This is a genomic window from Neisseria sp. P0009.S007 (genome assembly GCF_051962515.1).
On the sequence record NZ_JBQCVF010000024.1, the window covers coordinates 1 to 15922 of the forward strand.

A 15922-nucleotide genomic window follows, 5' to 3' on the forward strand; every position below is an offset into this window, starting at 1 on the left:
CGCATACGTTCGAGGCCGCCTGCAGGCAATAAGAGTTCGGGTGCTTTCATGTTTTATGCTTTTTAAAATGTTTTCAGACGGCCTTTAAGGGAAGAGGGAAGGCCGTCTGAAAGATGTTTGAAGAATGGGCGAATTATCCGCTGTTTTTGTGTTTCGGTCAATTTTGTGTCGGGTTTGCGCTTTGTTTTTTATACGGAAAATGTCCTATATGGGCAAAGGTGAAAAGGGGCTTTAATTTATTAGAAATGTAAAAAAAGCAGGGTTGGGCGGAATAATTTAACAAAAAACCGTTCAAGCAATGTATTTTCTTGTAAAATATCAAGCTTCATTTTAAAAAATATTCGGATTAGTTACCGATTTTGACCGACGGAAGGTTTATGGATTTTCGTTTTGACATTATTTATGAATACCGCTGGATGTTTTTATACGGCGTGTTGACAACGCTGGGACTGACGGTGGTTGCAACGGCAGGTGGCTCGGTTTTGGGTTTGCTGTTGGCATTGGCGCGTTTGATCAATCCGGAAAAAGCCGGTGTGCCGATGCGTGCCTTGGCTTGGGTGTTGCGTAAGATTTCTTTTTGGTATGTTACGCTGTTCCGCGGTACGCCATTGTTTGTACAAATTGTGATTTGGGCTTATGTTTGGTTCCCATTTTTCGTTCACCCGGCCGACGGTGTGCTGATTAGCGGCGAAGCAGCTGTTGATCTGCGCCGTTCTTATGGTGCGCTGATTGCCGGTTCTTTGGCTTTGGTTGCGAACTCGGGTGCGTATATTTGTGAAATTTTCCGTGCCGGTATTCAATCGATTGATAAAGGCCAAATGGAAGCTGCGCGTTCTTTGGGGCTGACCTATACTCAGGCGATGCGTTATGTGATTTTGCCGCAAGCTTTGCGCCGTATGTTGCCGCCATTGGCCAGTGAGTTTATTACGTTGTTGAAAGACAGCTCATTGCTTTCCGTCATTGGCGTGGCAGAGTTGGCTTATGTACAAAGCACGATTACCGGCCGCTATTCTGTCTATGAAGAGCCGCTTTATACAATTGCGCTGATTTATTTGGTGCTGACAAGCTTTTTGGGTTGGGTATTCCTGCGATTGGAAAACCGTTACAATCCGCAACACCGCTAATCGCTTTAAATCAAAAAAAGGAAGACTTTTTCAAGTCTTCCTTTTTTTATTTGCTGTCAATGTTTCAGACGGCCTTGAATCAGAATGCTTCACCGACTTTGACACCGCCAGCGATGTCTTTTGGCGTTGCCAGTTTGGCAGTTGCTTGTTGGGCGGCTTGGAATGCTTCGGTTGCCATGATGTCGGCGGCTTCTTGTACGGTCAATGTGTTGGCCATGTATTGCCAACGCGCTGCCAAGTCGGCGTTTGCCGGTGCGTGGAAACCGTCTCGCAATTCATCTACCAAATCGGGACGGTTGCACACCAGTACAATATCGCAGCCTGCTTCAAAAGAAAGGCGGGCGCGTTCTTTAATACCGCCGACACCGCATGCGCCTTCCATGGTCAGGTCGTCTGAAAAGATAACGCCGTTAAATCCGATTTCTTGGCGCAGGATTTGTTTCAGCCATTTTTCGGAGAAGCCGGCAGGTTGGCTGTCGGTTTGCGGGTATACGACGTGGGCAGGCATGACTGCGGCCATGCCTGCTTGGCTCAATGCTCGGAAGGGGATAAGGTCTGCGGCTTCTAGCTCTTCTCGGCTGCGTTCGTCGCAAGGCAGGACGTGATGGCTGTCGCCTTCGACAAAGCCGTGGCCGGGGAAGTGTTTGCCGCAAGATTTCATGCCGCCTTTGTTCAGACCTTTTTGCAGGGCAAGGGCAAGCTGGGTAACGATGTTGGCGTCGCGGTGGAAACTGCGGTTGCCGATGACGGCGCATTGACCCCAGTCCAAATCCAATACAGGCGTAAAGGATAGGTCGATACCGCAGGCGGAGAGTTCGGTTGCCAAAACCCAGCCGACTTGTTCTGCTTGGGTACAGGCGGCTTCTTGGCCTTCGTTATCCCAAATTTCGCCCAATACATTCATGGCAGGCAGGCGGGTGAAGCCGTCAATAAAACGTTGAACCCGTCCGCCTTCGTGGTCGACGGCGATGATAAGTTCAGGTGTACGGACGGCTTTGATTTCTTGAACCAAAGCTTTGAGCTGGGAAACGTTTTCAAAGTTGCGGCGGAACAAAATAACGCCACCGACGGCAGGGTCGAGCAGGCGTTGTTTTTCTTCTTCGGTCAGATGATAGGCAGCGACGTCGGCCATGACTGGGCCGCGTGGAAGATGAGGCGTATTCATTGTTTTGTCCTGAATAATGTATCTATTGGATAATCGTTATGTTCAGACGGCCTGAGAGTGTAAGAATATCTCAGGCCGTCTGAATATTGGTTTTGAATTAGGCAGTTGCTTTTTTCTTGTCTTTTAAGATGAAAACCAACACAACCATCACGATGCCGGTTACCACAAAACCTAAAGGCGCAGAGCCGGTCATGCCCAGTGCGAGGTAGCCTGTGGCAGCAGATGCGGCTACGGTCAGCGCATAAGGGAATTGCGAGGTAACGTGGTCGATGTGGTTACAGTGTGCGCCGGTAGAAGAGAGGATAGTGGTATCGGAAATTGGCGAGCAGTGGTCGCCAAATACGGCACCGGCCATTACGGCAGACATGCAAGGGATAATCAGCGAAGGTTCGACTTTGACGGCCATGGCGGCGGCAATCGGCAACATGATGCCGAATGTGCCCCAGCTTGTGCCGGTAGCGAAGGCCATCACGCCTGCGAGCATAAACAAAATCACGGGTAGGAAGCCTGCGTGGATATTGCCTGCCACCAAAGTGGAGAGGTATTCGCCGGTGTGCATCTCGCTGACAACGGTGCTGATGATCCATGCCAAAATTAAGATGGTAATGGCACCGCGCATAGAGATGATGCCCTGCCAAATGGCTTTAGGGTAATCGCCGGTTTTGATGGTGCCGATGGTGCAGAGGATGACGGCCAATACGCCGCAGGTGCCGCCGAATACGAGGGAAGTGTTTACATCGGTATTTTCAAATGCGCTGAGCAAAGAGAAGGTTTCAGAAGCTTGTGCGCCAGTGTAAATCATGGCGGAAACAGTGGCGACGATCAGTACCAAAACCGGCACAATCAGAGCGAATACGCGACCGTTGGGATGGCCTGTTTCAACGGTTTCATCATGAATTTCATTCAAAGCGGCGCGTTCCAAACGGGCCATGGAGCCGATGTCGAAGGAGAACCAGGCCACGACAAACACCATAATCAATGCGAAGACGGCGTAGTAATTCATCAGGCTCATGGCCACGAATGCGCCCATTGGTGTGTAGTCTGTGATGTTGTAAGTCACCAAAAGGCCTGCCAAAGTAGCAATAATCGATGCCCCCCAGCTGGATACAGGCATCAAAACGCACATCGGCGCGGCAGTGGAGTCAAGGATATAAGCCAGTTTGGCGCGGGAAACTTTGAATTTGTCGGTTACAGGGCGGGCAATCGCGCCGACGGCAAGGCTGTGGAAATAGTCGTCAATAAAGGTAACGAATACCAGGCAGGCAGTCAGCAGCTTCGCACCACGGCGGCCTTTGATGTGCTGTTTTGCCCAATCGGCAAATGCTTGGTTACTGCCTGAATGCGTCAGCAGGGAAGTGAAAATCCCCAAAAGCACTAAGAAGAGCAGGATTTTGGGTTTGCCCAAAGACCAATCGCCGTCCGCCCAAGTCAGGCTGACGGCCATGTCTTTCAAGTGAACCAAGGCATCAAGCGGATTACCGCCTACCAGCAGGAATGAGCCGACGATAATGCCGACACCCAAGGACAGCAATACACGACGCGTGGCAATGGCCAGGGCAAGCGCGATGGCTGCAGGAATAATGGATAAAATAGAATTCGAATAATTAATAAGTTGCATAATTATATTGTATATAAGCGGTGAAATATTTTCAGACGGCCTAAACTGGAAGACGGATAACAAAATACCCACCGCCTCTGACAGATGGGTATTTTATCATTTAACGCATCATCATGCCGTCTGAAAATCTTGCTATTGCAGATTTAGCGCGAGGAACAAAGTATTGCCTTCGCGTTGTACCAAAAGCGGTACGTTTTTGCCTGCGCTTTCCAATGCGCTACGGAAAGTGGATTCGTCATTGACGCTGATTTGGCTGACGGCAATAATTTCGTCGCCGCGTTTGAGGCCGGCACGTTCGGCCGCACCGCTAACGCGCAGAACGATTAAGCGTTGTTTGCCGTCTGCGTTTTCAACCTGCAAAGTTAGGCCTGCATTTTCAACGGTAAATCCGTCATGGCCGCCTTCGTGTTGCGGGTGTTCGGCTTCTTTTGCAGAAGTTTCCGTTTGTTCGGCTGCGCTGCCAAGTTTGACTTTGACATCGGTTTGTTTGCCGCCGCGCCAAATGCTCAAAGTCACTTCTTTGCCCGGCATCATCGAGCCGACCATGACCGGCAAGTCGCTGGAGGCACGGACTTCTTCTCCGTTTACGCTGCGGACAATATCGCCGACTTGCAACCCGGCTTGTTGCGCTGCGCTGTTCGGCATGATTTTGGCAATCAGCGCGCCGCTTGCTTTGTCCAAACCGAAAGATTTGGCCAAATCGTAAGAAACTTCTTGGATAACCACGCCTAATTGACCGCGTTGGACTTTGCCGTTGGCTTTTAATTGATCGGCCACATTCATGGCAACATCAATCGGAATGGCAAACGAAATGCCCATGAAACCGCCGCTTCGGCTGTAAATTTGCGAGTTGATGCCGACTACTTGGCCGCGGAGGTTGAATAACGGGCCGCCTGAGTTGCCGGGGTTGATGGCAACGTCGGTTTGGATGAACGGCGTGTAGTTTTCATTCGGCAGGCTGCGGCCTTTAGCGGAGACGATGCCTGAAGTTACGCTGTTGTCAAAGCCGAAAGGTGCGCCGATGGCGGCTACCCATTCGCCCGGTTTCAAATCTTTCGGATTGCCGATTTTGACAACCGGCAAGTCTTCTTGCGGCTCAATTTTTAAGAGGGCAACGTCGGATTGGGCGTCTGAGCCGACCAGTTTGGCCGTGTATTCGCGTTTGTCGTTGAGCAGGACTTTGATATTGCCCATGCCAGCAACCACGTGGGTATTGGTCAGGATATAGCCGTCTTTGCTGATGATGAAGCCGGAGCCGAAATTCAGATCGTCGCTTTCGGTATCTTCTTGCGGCATGTCTGGCATATTGGGAACAAGGCGTTTGAAGAACTCGTAAAACGGATCGTTGTCGGGAAATTGGCTCAGGTCCATGCTGTGGTCGTCATCCGGTGTCGCAGAGCGTTTTGCCGGTGTCGCTTGAATATTGACGACGGCCTGTCCTTCGTTTTGCACCAGTTGGGCGAAGTCGGGCAACAACATACCGACTTTTCCGTCATCGGTATTGGTTTCAATACGTTGAACGAGTTCTTTGTTTTCGTCTTTGTCGAAAAAGGTGCTGACTTTGTCGCAACCTGAAAGAAGGGAAGCTGAGAGGACAGCAAGGGCCAGATATGTGTTTGTTTTAATATGCACGAAAGTTCCTTTTGCCGGTGCCTATCGTATTGTCGGCATGCGTTTGAATCGGCAGGCAGTTTTATTGTTTGAATGCTGTTTAAATGTATAAGGTAGGATTTTTACACTTTAACGGTTTTTTTTCAAGCATTTCATTTTAAATGAAAAAATGATAATTGGGATTTTATTGTTTTAAGGCCGTCTGAAAACTTTTGAATATGACCTGTCGGTCGGTTCGCTTTTTTCAGACGGCCTTTAAATTGTGGTCAGTCGTGTTGATCCAAATGGTAGATCTGTGCCACGGCATCGATTAATTCGCTGTTGTCCGAGCCAGCTTTATTGAGCGTGCGTGTCGGAGAGTGGAGCAGTTTGTTGGTCAACTGAATGGAGAGGCGTTCGAGGACATCCTCGGCGGATACGCCTTTTGCCAGTTGCTTCATGGCATTTTCCAATACTTGGCGGCGTGCACGTTCACCTTCGTCGCGCAAGGCGCGGATAAGCGGAACGCTTTGGCGGTTTTTCTGTAGGCGGATAAATTCGCTGACTTTTTCTTCCACCATGCTTTCAGCCGCCGCCGCTGCTTTTTTGCGCGCATCTTTACCGCTTTGGACAATGTCCATCATGTCGTCTACGGTATAGAGATATGCGTCTTCCAATTCGCCGACTTCGGCTTCGATATCGCGCGGAACAGCCAAATCCAGCAGGAAAACAGGCATGTTGTGGCGTTTTTTCAATGCGCGTTCGACCATGCCTTTGCCGACGAGTGGGAGTTGGCTGGCAGTGGAAGAAACAACCACGTCGTAATCGTGAAGAATATCGGGCAATTCGTTCAGCAGGCAAGCTTCGGCGTTGACACCGAGTTTGTCGCACAATTCCTGCGCGCGCTGGTGTGTGCGGTTGGCAACGGTAATGAGCTTGGGATTTTTGGCGGCAAAATAAGTAGCCACCAGCTCAATCATTTCGCCTGCGCCGATAAAAAGGACGTTCAGATCAGAAATGGAAGGGAAGATTTGCTCTGCCATTTTGACCGATGCAGAAGCCATGGAGACGGAGTTTTCGCCGACAGCAGTGTCGGTACGCACTTCTTTGGCAACGGCAAAGGTTTTTTGAAACAGGGCGTTTAAGTGGGTGTTGATGCTTTCCTGTTCTTGCGCAACGCGGACGGCATCTTTGATTTGACCGAGAATTTGCGGTTCGCCCAAGACCATGGAATCTAAACCGCAGGCGACGCGGAAGGCGTGGCGGACGGTTTCATTATTATCTAAGGTATAGAGGTAAGGGCGGATTTCTTCGGCAGGCAGGTCGTGATATTGTGCCAACCAGTCGATGATTTTTTCGGTTTCGCCGACGCAGTAAAGCTCGGTGCGGTTGCAGGTAGAAAGAATGACTGCTTCTTCCGCCGCCTCACTACGCGCGAGGTTGGACACGGCATCCGGCAGATTTGCAGCTGCAAATGCCAGTTTTTCGCGTATGCTCAAGGGCGCGGTTTGGTGATTGAGTCCGACGACGGTAAGTTGCATGGTTATGGTATGACTGGGTAGTGTGTGTGGTGGGTATTATAGCTTAAGTGGGCTTTAAAATGAATGTGTTGGGGGAGAAGATGCAATGAGGTTTGCCATCGAAAAGGCCGTCTGAAAAGATTCAGACGGCCTTTTATCAAGAAAGGCTTAAACGGCTTCAGCTTCTTCTGCCAAGAAACCGCGCAGTTTTTGCATAGCTTTGGCTTCGATTTGGCGGATGCGTTCGGCAGATACACCGTATTCGGCAGCCAATTCGTGCAGGGTCAAACCGCCATCGTCTTGCAACCAGCGGCTTTCAACGATACGGCGGCTGCGGTCGTCCAGTTGTGCCAAGGCGTTTTGCAGACCTTCGGTTTGCAGGGCGTAGTGGGCTTGTTTGGACAACTGGCGGCTAGGCTCTGCATCGTGATCGGCCAACCAGTCGATAGGGGCGAAGTTGTCTTCGTCATCGTTGTTTTCTGCCATGATGCCGATATCGTGACCGGTCATGCGTTGTTCCATTTCCAAGACTTCGGACAATTTGACGCCCAAATCGTCGGCGATTTCTTGCGCTTCTTTTGGAGACAAGGCATTCAGGTTTTTACGCATGCTGCGCAGATTGAAGAACAGTTTGCGTTGCGGTTTGGTTGTGGCAACGCGGACCAAACGCCAGTTGCGCAAAATGAATTCATGGATTTCGGCTTTAATCCAATGCACGGCAAACGAAAACAGGCGCGCGCCGCGGCTCGGTTCGTAGCGTTTGACGGCTTTCATCAGGCCGATATTACCTTCTTGAATCAGGTCGGCTTGGTTGAGGCCGTAGCCGTCGTAACCGCGTGCAATGGATACGACGACGCGAAGATGAGACAGAATAAGCTGTTTGGCGGCGTTGAGATCGCCTTTTTGTTGACGTTCGGCCAGTTGTGTTTCTTCTTCGGCAGTCAGCATGGGAATGCTGTTGACAGTATGAATGTATTGCTCGAGGCTACCGTTGCCGCTGTGGATAACGGGTAATGCAAAAGCTTTATTCATAAAGGATACTCTCCTTGATTGGGCCGTCTGAAAACGGCTTTTTGTTTATTGTGTGACAAGCAGTATAACACTGCCTGTGGTTTGTTTTGTTATGGGTTGGATTTTTTCTGTAAATTAACGATAGATCCAATAGTTTTTACTGCTTGAATCGCAAGGGTTGATTGTCTTAGAAAATTTGAGTGATTTGCTAGGTTTTGGCTAAGTATATTACAAACATTTCTGTATGTAAATAGTTTTGGTGATAAAAAAGACCTTGTATAACAAGGTCTTAAAAATTTTTTATTCTGGTTTTTTCCGGCCAATCAGGATAAGGAATACGCCGATAACGGCCAAAATGCTGATAAGCCATGTTGAGCCGCCTGCTTTCATATAAGGCGTTTCGCCGATATAGCCTTTAACGTGGCCTTCGAGGACGGTTTCTGTATCCGGTTGGGCTTCGGCAACAATCGTACCTTTAGGGGAAATAATGGCGGTCGCGCCGGTATTGGTGGCGCGAACCATGTAGCGGCCCAGTTCCATTGCACGCGCTTGGGACTGTTGAAGCTGCTGGTACATGGCATTGGACTTGCCATACCACGCCATATTGCTGATGTTGGCAAGCAAGGTGGAGCGTTTCGCCGTTGCAATGAGTTCGTCGCCGAAACCGTCTTCATAGCAGATATTGAAGGCGACTTTTTGATCTTTCATCACCAAAGGCGCTTGGTTGTCGCCGCCTTTTTGAAAGTCGGCCAAAGGCATATCCATCATTTTATAGAGGCGCTCGGTAATGGTGGGCAAGGGCTTGTATTCGCCAAATGGAACGAGGTGGTTCTTGGCGTAGTAGGGGATGGTATCGGAAGTGCTGTTGTGATAGTCGCTCAAATTGATGACTGCATTTTCGTAGCCGTTGCCGTCGGGCGTATATTGGCTGATACCGATGGCCAACGCGCTGCCGTTGCTTTGCGCTTGCTCGGCGAATTGTTCCAAGATGCCTTCGGGCAGGTCTTGGCGCATCAGTGGCAGGGCGGTCTCGGGCAGGATGACGATGTCAGCACTGGTTTTGCTGATTTGTTCGTAGTATTTCTGAATGGTTGGGATGATTTGCTCTTCTTTCCATTTCAGATTTTGCTCGATATTGCCTTGAATCAGGGCAACCGTGCTGGTGCTGCCGTCAGGGCGGGTGTATTCGGTTTGTTGGGAAATGTAGCCGACGGAGCAGAGTGCAACGATAAGGAATAAGGGCAGGAGGCGGTGTTTCAGACGGCCGTGGTTGTCAATCAGCAACACCAGCCATGCGCTGAGAAAAGCGGTTGCCAGCGTGACCATATGAATGCCGCCCAAAGGCGCGAAGCCTGCCAACGGGCTGTCTTTGATGATTTGGGAATAGCCGATTGCACCCCAGCCGAATCCAGTCAGGAAACGTTCGCGGGCAAATTCTGCCAGCGTCCACAAAATCGGCAGCAGGAGGCCGGTTTTGGCCCAGCGCGACAGGTTGCATTTTCTCCACACCCAAAAACAGATGGCCGGATAAAGCGCAAGAAATGCCGGCAGCAGGAAGGTGAGGGGGATGGCGTATGAATCCGGCAAACCCGAAACATCATGCAAGGCAGTGTGTATCCAATAAAACTGCGCCGTATAACCGATTAATCCGAACAGATAGGCAGTCATGACGGCAAAGCGTGGACGCAATTCAATCAGGCGTATCAGCGCGCCAAACAACAGCGGCATCAGCCAGAAATGATAATACGGGGCGAAAGTGAACGGTGTCGCGGCGGCAATCAAGATGACCAGCGGCCAGTAAAGCAGCGGATGTTGCCAATATTGTTCGAGTTTACGGAAAATATTCATGCTTTAAATGGTATTGAGGCCGTCTGAAAAGTTTTCAGACGGCAGGGAAACAAAATCAGTCTTTTTGAAACAATTTCATTGCAGGCAGGACGATTGCGCAAGCCAATGCACCGGCGGCTACTCCGACCACCAAGTTGGCGATATGTTCCATCATGCCGCTGTCCCAATGCTGTGCGTGGAGGAAATCGTGCAAAAAGCCAAGGTTGTGGGTGATCAGTCCGCCGCCAACCAAGAACATCGCCAGCGTACCGACAATGCTCAAGCCACGCATAAACCAAGGCATAAATGAAATCAAACTGCGTCCGATACCTTGCACAGCAACGCTTTTTTGGCGCATCAACATCATGCCGAGGTCGTCAAGTTTGACGATAATGCCGACCAAACCATAGACCAATGCCGTCATGCCGACACCGATGGCGGCCATAACCAAAGAACGCGTCATCAGGTCATATTTTTCAACAACGCCCAGCGCGATAATAATAATTTCGGCGGAGAGGATGAAATCTGTGCGGACCGCGCCTTTCACTTTTGTTTTTTCGTCTGTGACTTCAGGCTCGGCATCGTGTCCGTCTTCGTGTTCATTGCGGTGCAAGAATTTGTGCAACAGTTTTTCCACGCCTTCAAAACACAAATAAACACCGCCGATCATCAACAAGGGCGTAATCAGCGCTGGCAGGAAAGCGGAAAGCAACAGTGCAAGCGGCACCAGAATCAGCTTATTGACCAGAGAGCCTTTTGCCACCGCCCAAATAATCGGCAATTCGCGCTCGGCGGATACGCCGGTTACCTGATTGGCGTTGAGCGCCAAATCGTCACCGACCACGCCGGCGGTTTTTTTTGCGGCGACTTTGGTCATCATCGCTACGTCGTCCAAAACGGCGGTAATGTCGTCCAAAAGCGTAAAGAGAGAGGCGAAGGCCATAATGTTGTCCGGATAAAATCAAATAAACGCGCGATTATATATGAAAATTCAGTTGCTTGAATGGTTTCAGACGGCCTTTGACGGAAATTAACCAAAGGCCGTCTGAAAATGCTATTTCGGCGTATAACGTCCAGCCATGGCTTTATACACCATATTTTCGTATTTCAAGGCTTCATAGCGTTGGTTCAGTAGGTTTTGCGCCGAGCTGTATTCCGAATTCAAAGCCTCCAGCCAGTCTTTCAGCTCGTTTTTACCGTGTTGGTAGCGTACTTGATAGTAATGGCTGTTTTTCTTGTCCAACTGATAACGCTGTTCTTGATTGGCAAGGCTGGCCTGCGCGTTTTTGTAGGCAAGGTAATTGGTGTTGACCTCGTTGAGCGCGGTAGTCAGGGCTTTTTCAAAATTCAGCTTGGCACTGTCCATCTCCGCTTGTACGGTTTTGTCTTTCCATTTCATGATCTGCCAATTAAGGAAAGGCAGATTGATGGTGGCCGATCCGCCTAACATAGGGATATTGAACGTGCTTTTCGCTTTATCGGAAGACGTACTCAAACTTGCGCCCAAAGTAATCGACGGATACCAACTGCGTTTTTGCGCGTTGACCGATTGCTGCGACGCCTGCAGGCGGTATTCGGCGGCGCGCAGGTCGGGGCGGTTGGCTAAAACGGTAATCGGTACGTCCAAGTTCACGCCTTTGACCGGCAGCAGGCGGAATTGTGCCGGATCGGCGGCCATGTTTTCAGACGGCCTTAAATTCAATAAATTACGCAAAACCTGTTTTTGCGTATCCAAATTGTTTTGCAAAGACAACAGGCTGTTTTCTGCGCTCAGCAATGACTGTTTGGCTTGGGTCGGCTGGCTTGAGTCGGCTCGGCCGTAGTGGAACTTGGCATTCGCAATGCGGTTGATTTCCTGGTATTGCTTCAGCGATTTTTTCGCCAACTCGATGGCTTCGTTCAGGTAGGAGATATTGAAATACGCATCGGCGACATTATTAATCAAAGTCAGGCGTGTATTGGCCATGTCTTCATGCGTGGCTTGGTATTCCCATACCTGCGCATCGGCAGTGGCACTGAGTTTGCGCCACAAATCCAATTCGTAGCTCAAACCAAGCTGGCTGCTGAAGGTATTGCCATGGCTGCCGGTTTTCAGGTTTTTAGAAGCGTTCGCGCCCAACGATCCGCTGAACGAAGGCACCAAATCCGCGCCCAAAATATTGGCTTGATACAAAGCTTTGTTGACGCTGATGGCGGCCTGTTTCAAATCGACATTGTTCGCCAGCGCCTGCTCCATCAGCGCATTGAGCTGCTGGCTTTGGTAGATTTCCCACCAGTTGCCGTTTACATCGTAGCGTTCGGCAGTTTCCGCCGCGCTCATGACTTGGCCGGTCGCTTCCAGCGTCAGGTTCGGATTGGCTTTAGGCGCGGCGCACGCACTTAGGGCAAGGGCAACAGCCAATGATAAGGCTGCTTGGGAAAAAGGTTTCGTCTTCATAAAAAATCTTTCGGGTAACAGCATTTCAGACGGCCCTAAAATAATAGGCCGTCTGAAACATAATCAATCCTGAGCCAGCGCATCAATCGGGTTGAGCTTGGAAGCCTTGTTGGCAGGCATAAAGCCGAACGCGACGCCGATGGCGGTGGAGCAGACGACTGCGCCGATGACGGAAGTCATGGAAATGCTCATTGGGAAGTCGGTAACAAAATAGTTGAACACCAGGCTGATGCTTGCGGACAGCAATACGCCGGACAGGCCGCCGATGATACAGATTAAGACGGCCTCAATCAGGAACTGTTGCAAAATATTGTTGCGGCGTGCGCCGATTGCCATGCGAACGCCGATTTCTTTGGTGCGCTCGGTAACGGAGACCAGCATGATGTTCATCACGCCGATACCGCCGACCACCAAAGAGATGACCGCGATGGAAGAAATCAGCAGCGTCATGGTGCCGGTTGTGCTTTCCACCATTTCTTTGATGCTGTCGCTGTTGTTCATAAAGAAGTCTTCTGTACCGTGGCGTGCTTTCAGCAGCTCGGTCAGGCTTTTTTCGGCAACCTGTGTGTTGGCATCGTCTTTGATTTTGACAACGATGGAGTTGGTATAGCTTTCGCCGGTAATTTGGTGCATGACCGTTGTATAAGGCGACCAAAGCATCAGCGAGTCGGAATTGCCAAATGAGTTGTCATCCTTTTTCATAATGCCGATGACGGTTAGCGGACGTTTTTTGAAAAGGATGGTTTTGCCTAAAGGATTGACACCTTCGCCGAAGAGTTTGGTTTTGGTGTTTTGGTCGATGACGACAACTTGGGCATCGGTTTTTACATCGTCATCATCAAACAGACGGCCTTCTTCCAATTTCAAACCGCGCACGTCGAAATATTGTTCGCCTACGCCGTAAAGCGAGGCGGTCAGGTCGGTGTTGCGGTAGGTCAAGGTGCCGCTGGAGTTGGTTTGAGGGGTGGCGGAGGCGACGTAACTTTGTTGGCTGATAGCTTTTGCGTCATTAATCGTCAGTGTCTTGATCCGTCCGCTTCTACGGTCGCCAAAACCACGGCCGGGGAAGATACTGATGGTGTTTGTGCCCATCGAGTTGATGTCTTCCAAGATTTTTTGTTGAGAACCATTACCCAAGGCCACTACCGATACTACCGAAGCGATACCGATGATAATCCCCAGCATGGTCAGCAGCGAACGCATTTTGTGCGCCATAATCGCCTGTACCGACATTTTGAATGCTTCCATAAATTGATCGTAATAAAACGACCAGGAAGCTTTTTCTTTAATCCTCTCCACTTTGCTTGGCGGAATATCGGGATTTTTAGACGTATCCGAAATAATCTGACCGTCGCGAATTTCGATGACGCGGTTTGCATTTGCCGCAATGCCCGGATCGTGGGTAACCATAATCACGGTATGCCCGTCTTCGTGCAGCTTGTGGATGATTTCCATCACATTTTTACCGCTGGCGGTATCCAATGCGCCGGTTGGTTCGTCGGCAAAGATGATTTCGCCGCCGTTCATCAACGCGCGGGCAATCGAAACGCGCTGTTGCTGCCCGCCGGAAAGTTCGCTGGGTTTGTTGCCTTCTTTATTTTGCAAACCCAAATCGCCCAACAGTTTTTCCGCACGTTCCGCGCGCTCTTTGCTGTCCATGCCCATATATACGGCAGGCAGGGCGACGTTGTCCCGGGCGGTCAGCGAACTTAACAGGTTGTAACGCTGGAAAATAAAGCCGAAACGCTCACGGCGCAAAGCCGCCAGCTCATCCGGCTGCATTTGCGATGTTTCGATGCCGTCGATTTGATAAGAGCCGGAAGTGGCGGAATCCAGACAGCCCAAGATATTCATCAGCGTTGATTTGCCCGAGCCGGATTGGCCGATAATCGCCACAAAGTCGCCTTTTTCAATAGAAAGGCTGACATCTTTCAATACATGCACACGGTTTTCACCGCTACCGAAAAAACGGTTGATATTCTTACATTCGATTAAACTCATAATCTTTCCGGGCGAAAAATAGACATACAGAAACCAAGGCCGTCTGAAACACAGCCAAACCTTTCAGACGGCCTTAATCAATCAGCGGGGAGGGCCGCCGCCCATCATCGCGCGTTCGCTGCTCTTATTCTTTTCGTCTGCGCTCATTTCAGAAACGATTACTTTTTCGCCTTCTTTCAAGCCGCTTTTGATTTCGGTATTCATACTATCTTTCAAACCGACGGTTACTTCGCGTTCTACCGCTTTATTGTCTGCACCCAAAATGCTGACATAGGATTTACCGTTATGTTTTTTTACAGTCAGCGTCGGTACCAGTAAGACATTCTTCACGCCGTTGATTTCAATCGTGTTTTGAGTGGTCATGCCGATGGAAAGTTTGCCGTCGGAATTTGGCACCAAGGCGCGGGCATAGTAGTAAATCGCATTGGAAGTTGTGTCCGTGCTGCTGGTGTAGCTGCCCAAAGACATGGTGGTCAGGCCGGGGTCGACGCTGTCCAATTTCGCTTTAATCGGCGTGTCCGGCTCGGACAAAATGGTGAACGAAATATCCTGACCGGCTTTGACCTTTGTGATGTCGCCTTCTGCAATCTGCATTTTGTTCAACATGGTTTCCAGATTGGCCAGCTGGATAATGGTCGGCGTAGATTGCGCCGCATTGACGGATTGGCCTTCTTCAACAGGAATGGCGACCACGGTTCCGTCCATGGTGGCGGTAATCCGCGTGTGTCCCAATTCGGATTCGGCCGTATTGATGGAGATTTTGGATTGTTTGATGGAGGCCTTCAGTTCGGCGACATTGGCTTTGGCTGCGGCTAAAGAGTCTTGTGCAGATTCCAAATCTTCTTTGGAAGTGGCTTGTTCTTTCCATAAGGCAAGTTCGCGCTTATATTTTTTCTCCGCACTGGAAAGCGCAATTTCGGCAGAAACCAATTTTGCCTGATAAGTTTCCAGTTTGGATTTTTCGGTATTTAAGGTATTGAGCTGATTGGTTGAGTCGATTTCTGCAATCAAATCGCCTTTTTTCACTTGTTGGCCCAGTTTCACATACAGTTTTTTAATCTGGCCTGAAGCTTCCGCGCCTACGGATACCAAATTGGAAGGCGAGATTTCGCCGGTTGCCGATACGGTTTGACGGATATCGCCGAGTTTGACCACTTCCGTAATAAAAGAAGACTGAGGCTCAGGCTTCATCAAAGACCAGCCGCCGAAAGCCGCAGCCACGATAACAGCCGTACCGGCCGCCCACTTGAAAACTTTAGACATATAAAAGGAACCAATTCAATAAAATAACGTCGCAGACAAGCAACCAATGTATTGATAGAAACAAAAAAACAACTGGATTTTACTGTAAAGACCAAGACCAACCAAGAGACGGTCAACTTAAATTGAAGTTTAACTTATTGAAATAAAAAATAAAAGGATGAAGATATTTTTCAGAACTTGTACCTCGTTTACATAAATTCCCAAACTCCCTCCGAATCTGAACATTTAAGCCGCAAGAAAACGACTATAATATTCATGTCTTATTCCAATTATTAACGACACAAATAAAATGAAACACCAACAAGGCTTCACGCTTATCGAGCTGCTGATAGTCGTTTTGATTGCAGCCATTCTCGCTACCATCGC

12 protein-coding genes are annotated in these 15922 nt (G+C 49.7%); 2 read left to right on the plus strand and 10 right to left on the minus strand.

Going from position 1 to position 15922, the window contains the following annotated elements:
- Positions 1 to 377 precede the first annotated feature (377 nt).
- Positions 378 to 1124 carry an amino acid ABC transporter permease gene (locus ACTHS3_RS04115; protein WP_049344868.1) on the plus strand — a complete coding sequence of 249 codons (747 nt, stop codon included), beginning with the start codon at positions 378 to 380 and terminating at the stop codon, positions 1122 to 1124.
- A gap of 79 nt (positions 1125 to 1203) precedes the next feature.
- On the opposite strand, the gene nagZ is transcribed toward ACTHS3_RS04115, so the two are convergent.
- From nagZ to ACTHS3_RS04165, 10 genes are all read right to left on the minus strand, one after another.
- Positions 1204 to 2289 carry a beta-N-acetylhexosaminidase gene (gene nagZ / locus ACTHS3_RS04120; protein ID WP_039862102.1) on the minus strand — a complete coding sequence of 362 codons (1086 nt, stop codon included), beginning with the start codon at positions 2287 to 2289 and terminating at the stop codon, positions 1204 to 1206.
- A 97-nt stretch (positions 2290 to 2386) separates the two neighbouring features.
- Complete coding sequence (locus ACTHS3_RS04125) at positions 2387 to 3907, minus strand: Na+/H+ antiporter NhaC family protein (RefSeq protein ID WP_004519687.1); 1521 nt, start codon at positions 3905 to 3907, stop codon at positions 2387 to 2389.
- Between the two features lie 132 nt (positions 3908 to 4039).
- On the minus strand, positions 4040 to 5539 hold the full coding sequence (locus tag ACTHS3_RS04130; RefSeq protein WP_004519688.1) for a DegQ family serine endoprotease: 1500 nt from the start codon (positions 5537 to 5539) through the stop codon (positions 4040 to 4042).
- A gap of 245 nt (positions 5540 to 5784) precedes the next feature.
- Complete coding sequence (gene hemA, locus ACTHS3_RS04135; protein WP_003684306.1) at positions 5785 to 7038, minus strand: glutamyl-tRNA reductase; 1254 nt, start codon at positions 7036 to 7038, stop codon at positions 5785 to 5787.
- A gap of 147 nt (positions 7039 to 7185) precedes the next feature.
- On the minus strand, positions 7186 to 8049 hold the full coding sequence (gene rpoH / locus ACTHS3_RS04140) for an RNA polymerase sigma factor RpoH (RefSeq protein WP_004519690.1): 864 nt from the start codon (positions 8047 to 8049) through the stop codon (positions 7186 to 7188).
- Positions 8050 to 8328: 279 nt separating this feature from the next.
- A complete protein-coding gene (gene lnt / locus ACTHS3_RS04145) occupies positions 8329 to 9876 on the minus strand; it encodes an apolipoprotein N-acyltransferase (RefSeq protein WP_004519692.1) in 1548 nt (515 codons plus the stop codon).
- Positions 9877 to 9931: 55 nt separating this feature from the next.
- Positions 9932 to 10798, minus strand: a complete 867-nt coding sequence (locus ACTHS3_RS04150) for a DUF808 domain-containing protein (RefSeq protein WP_049344865.1) — start codon at positions 10796 to 10798, stop codon at positions 9932 to 9934.
- A 111-nt stretch (positions 10799 to 10909) separates the two neighbouring features.
- Positions 10910 to 12292 carry a TolC family protein gene (locus ACTHS3_RS04155; RefSeq protein WP_039862103.1) on the minus strand — a complete coding sequence of 461 codons (1383 nt, stop codon included), beginning with the start codon at positions 12290 to 12292 and terminating at the stop codon, positions 10910 to 10912.
- Positions 12293 to 12355: 63 nt separating this feature from the next.
- Positions 12356 to 14293: a MacB family efflux pump subunit gene (locus ACTHS3_RS04160; RefSeq protein WP_004519695.1), complete on the minus strand. Its 1938-nt coding sequence runs from the start codon at positions 14291 to 14293 to the stop codon at positions 12356 to 12358.
- 81 nt (positions 14294 to 14374) lie between these two features.
- Positions 14375 to 15556 carry an efflux RND transporter periplasmic adaptor subunit gene (locus ACTHS3_RS04165; protein ID WP_004519696.1) on the minus strand — a complete coding sequence of 394 codons (1182 nt, stop codon included), beginning with the start codon at positions 15554 to 15556 and terminating at the stop codon, positions 14375 to 14377.
- 289 nt (positions 15557 to 15845) lie between these two features.
- Between ACTHS3_RS04165 and ACTHS3_RS04170 the strand changes: the two genes are divergently transcribed.
- Positions 15846 to 15922: type IV pilin protein (locus ACTHS3_RS04170; RefSeq protein ID WP_440367228.1), on the plus strand; the 77-nt coding region annotated here is incomplete at its 3' end.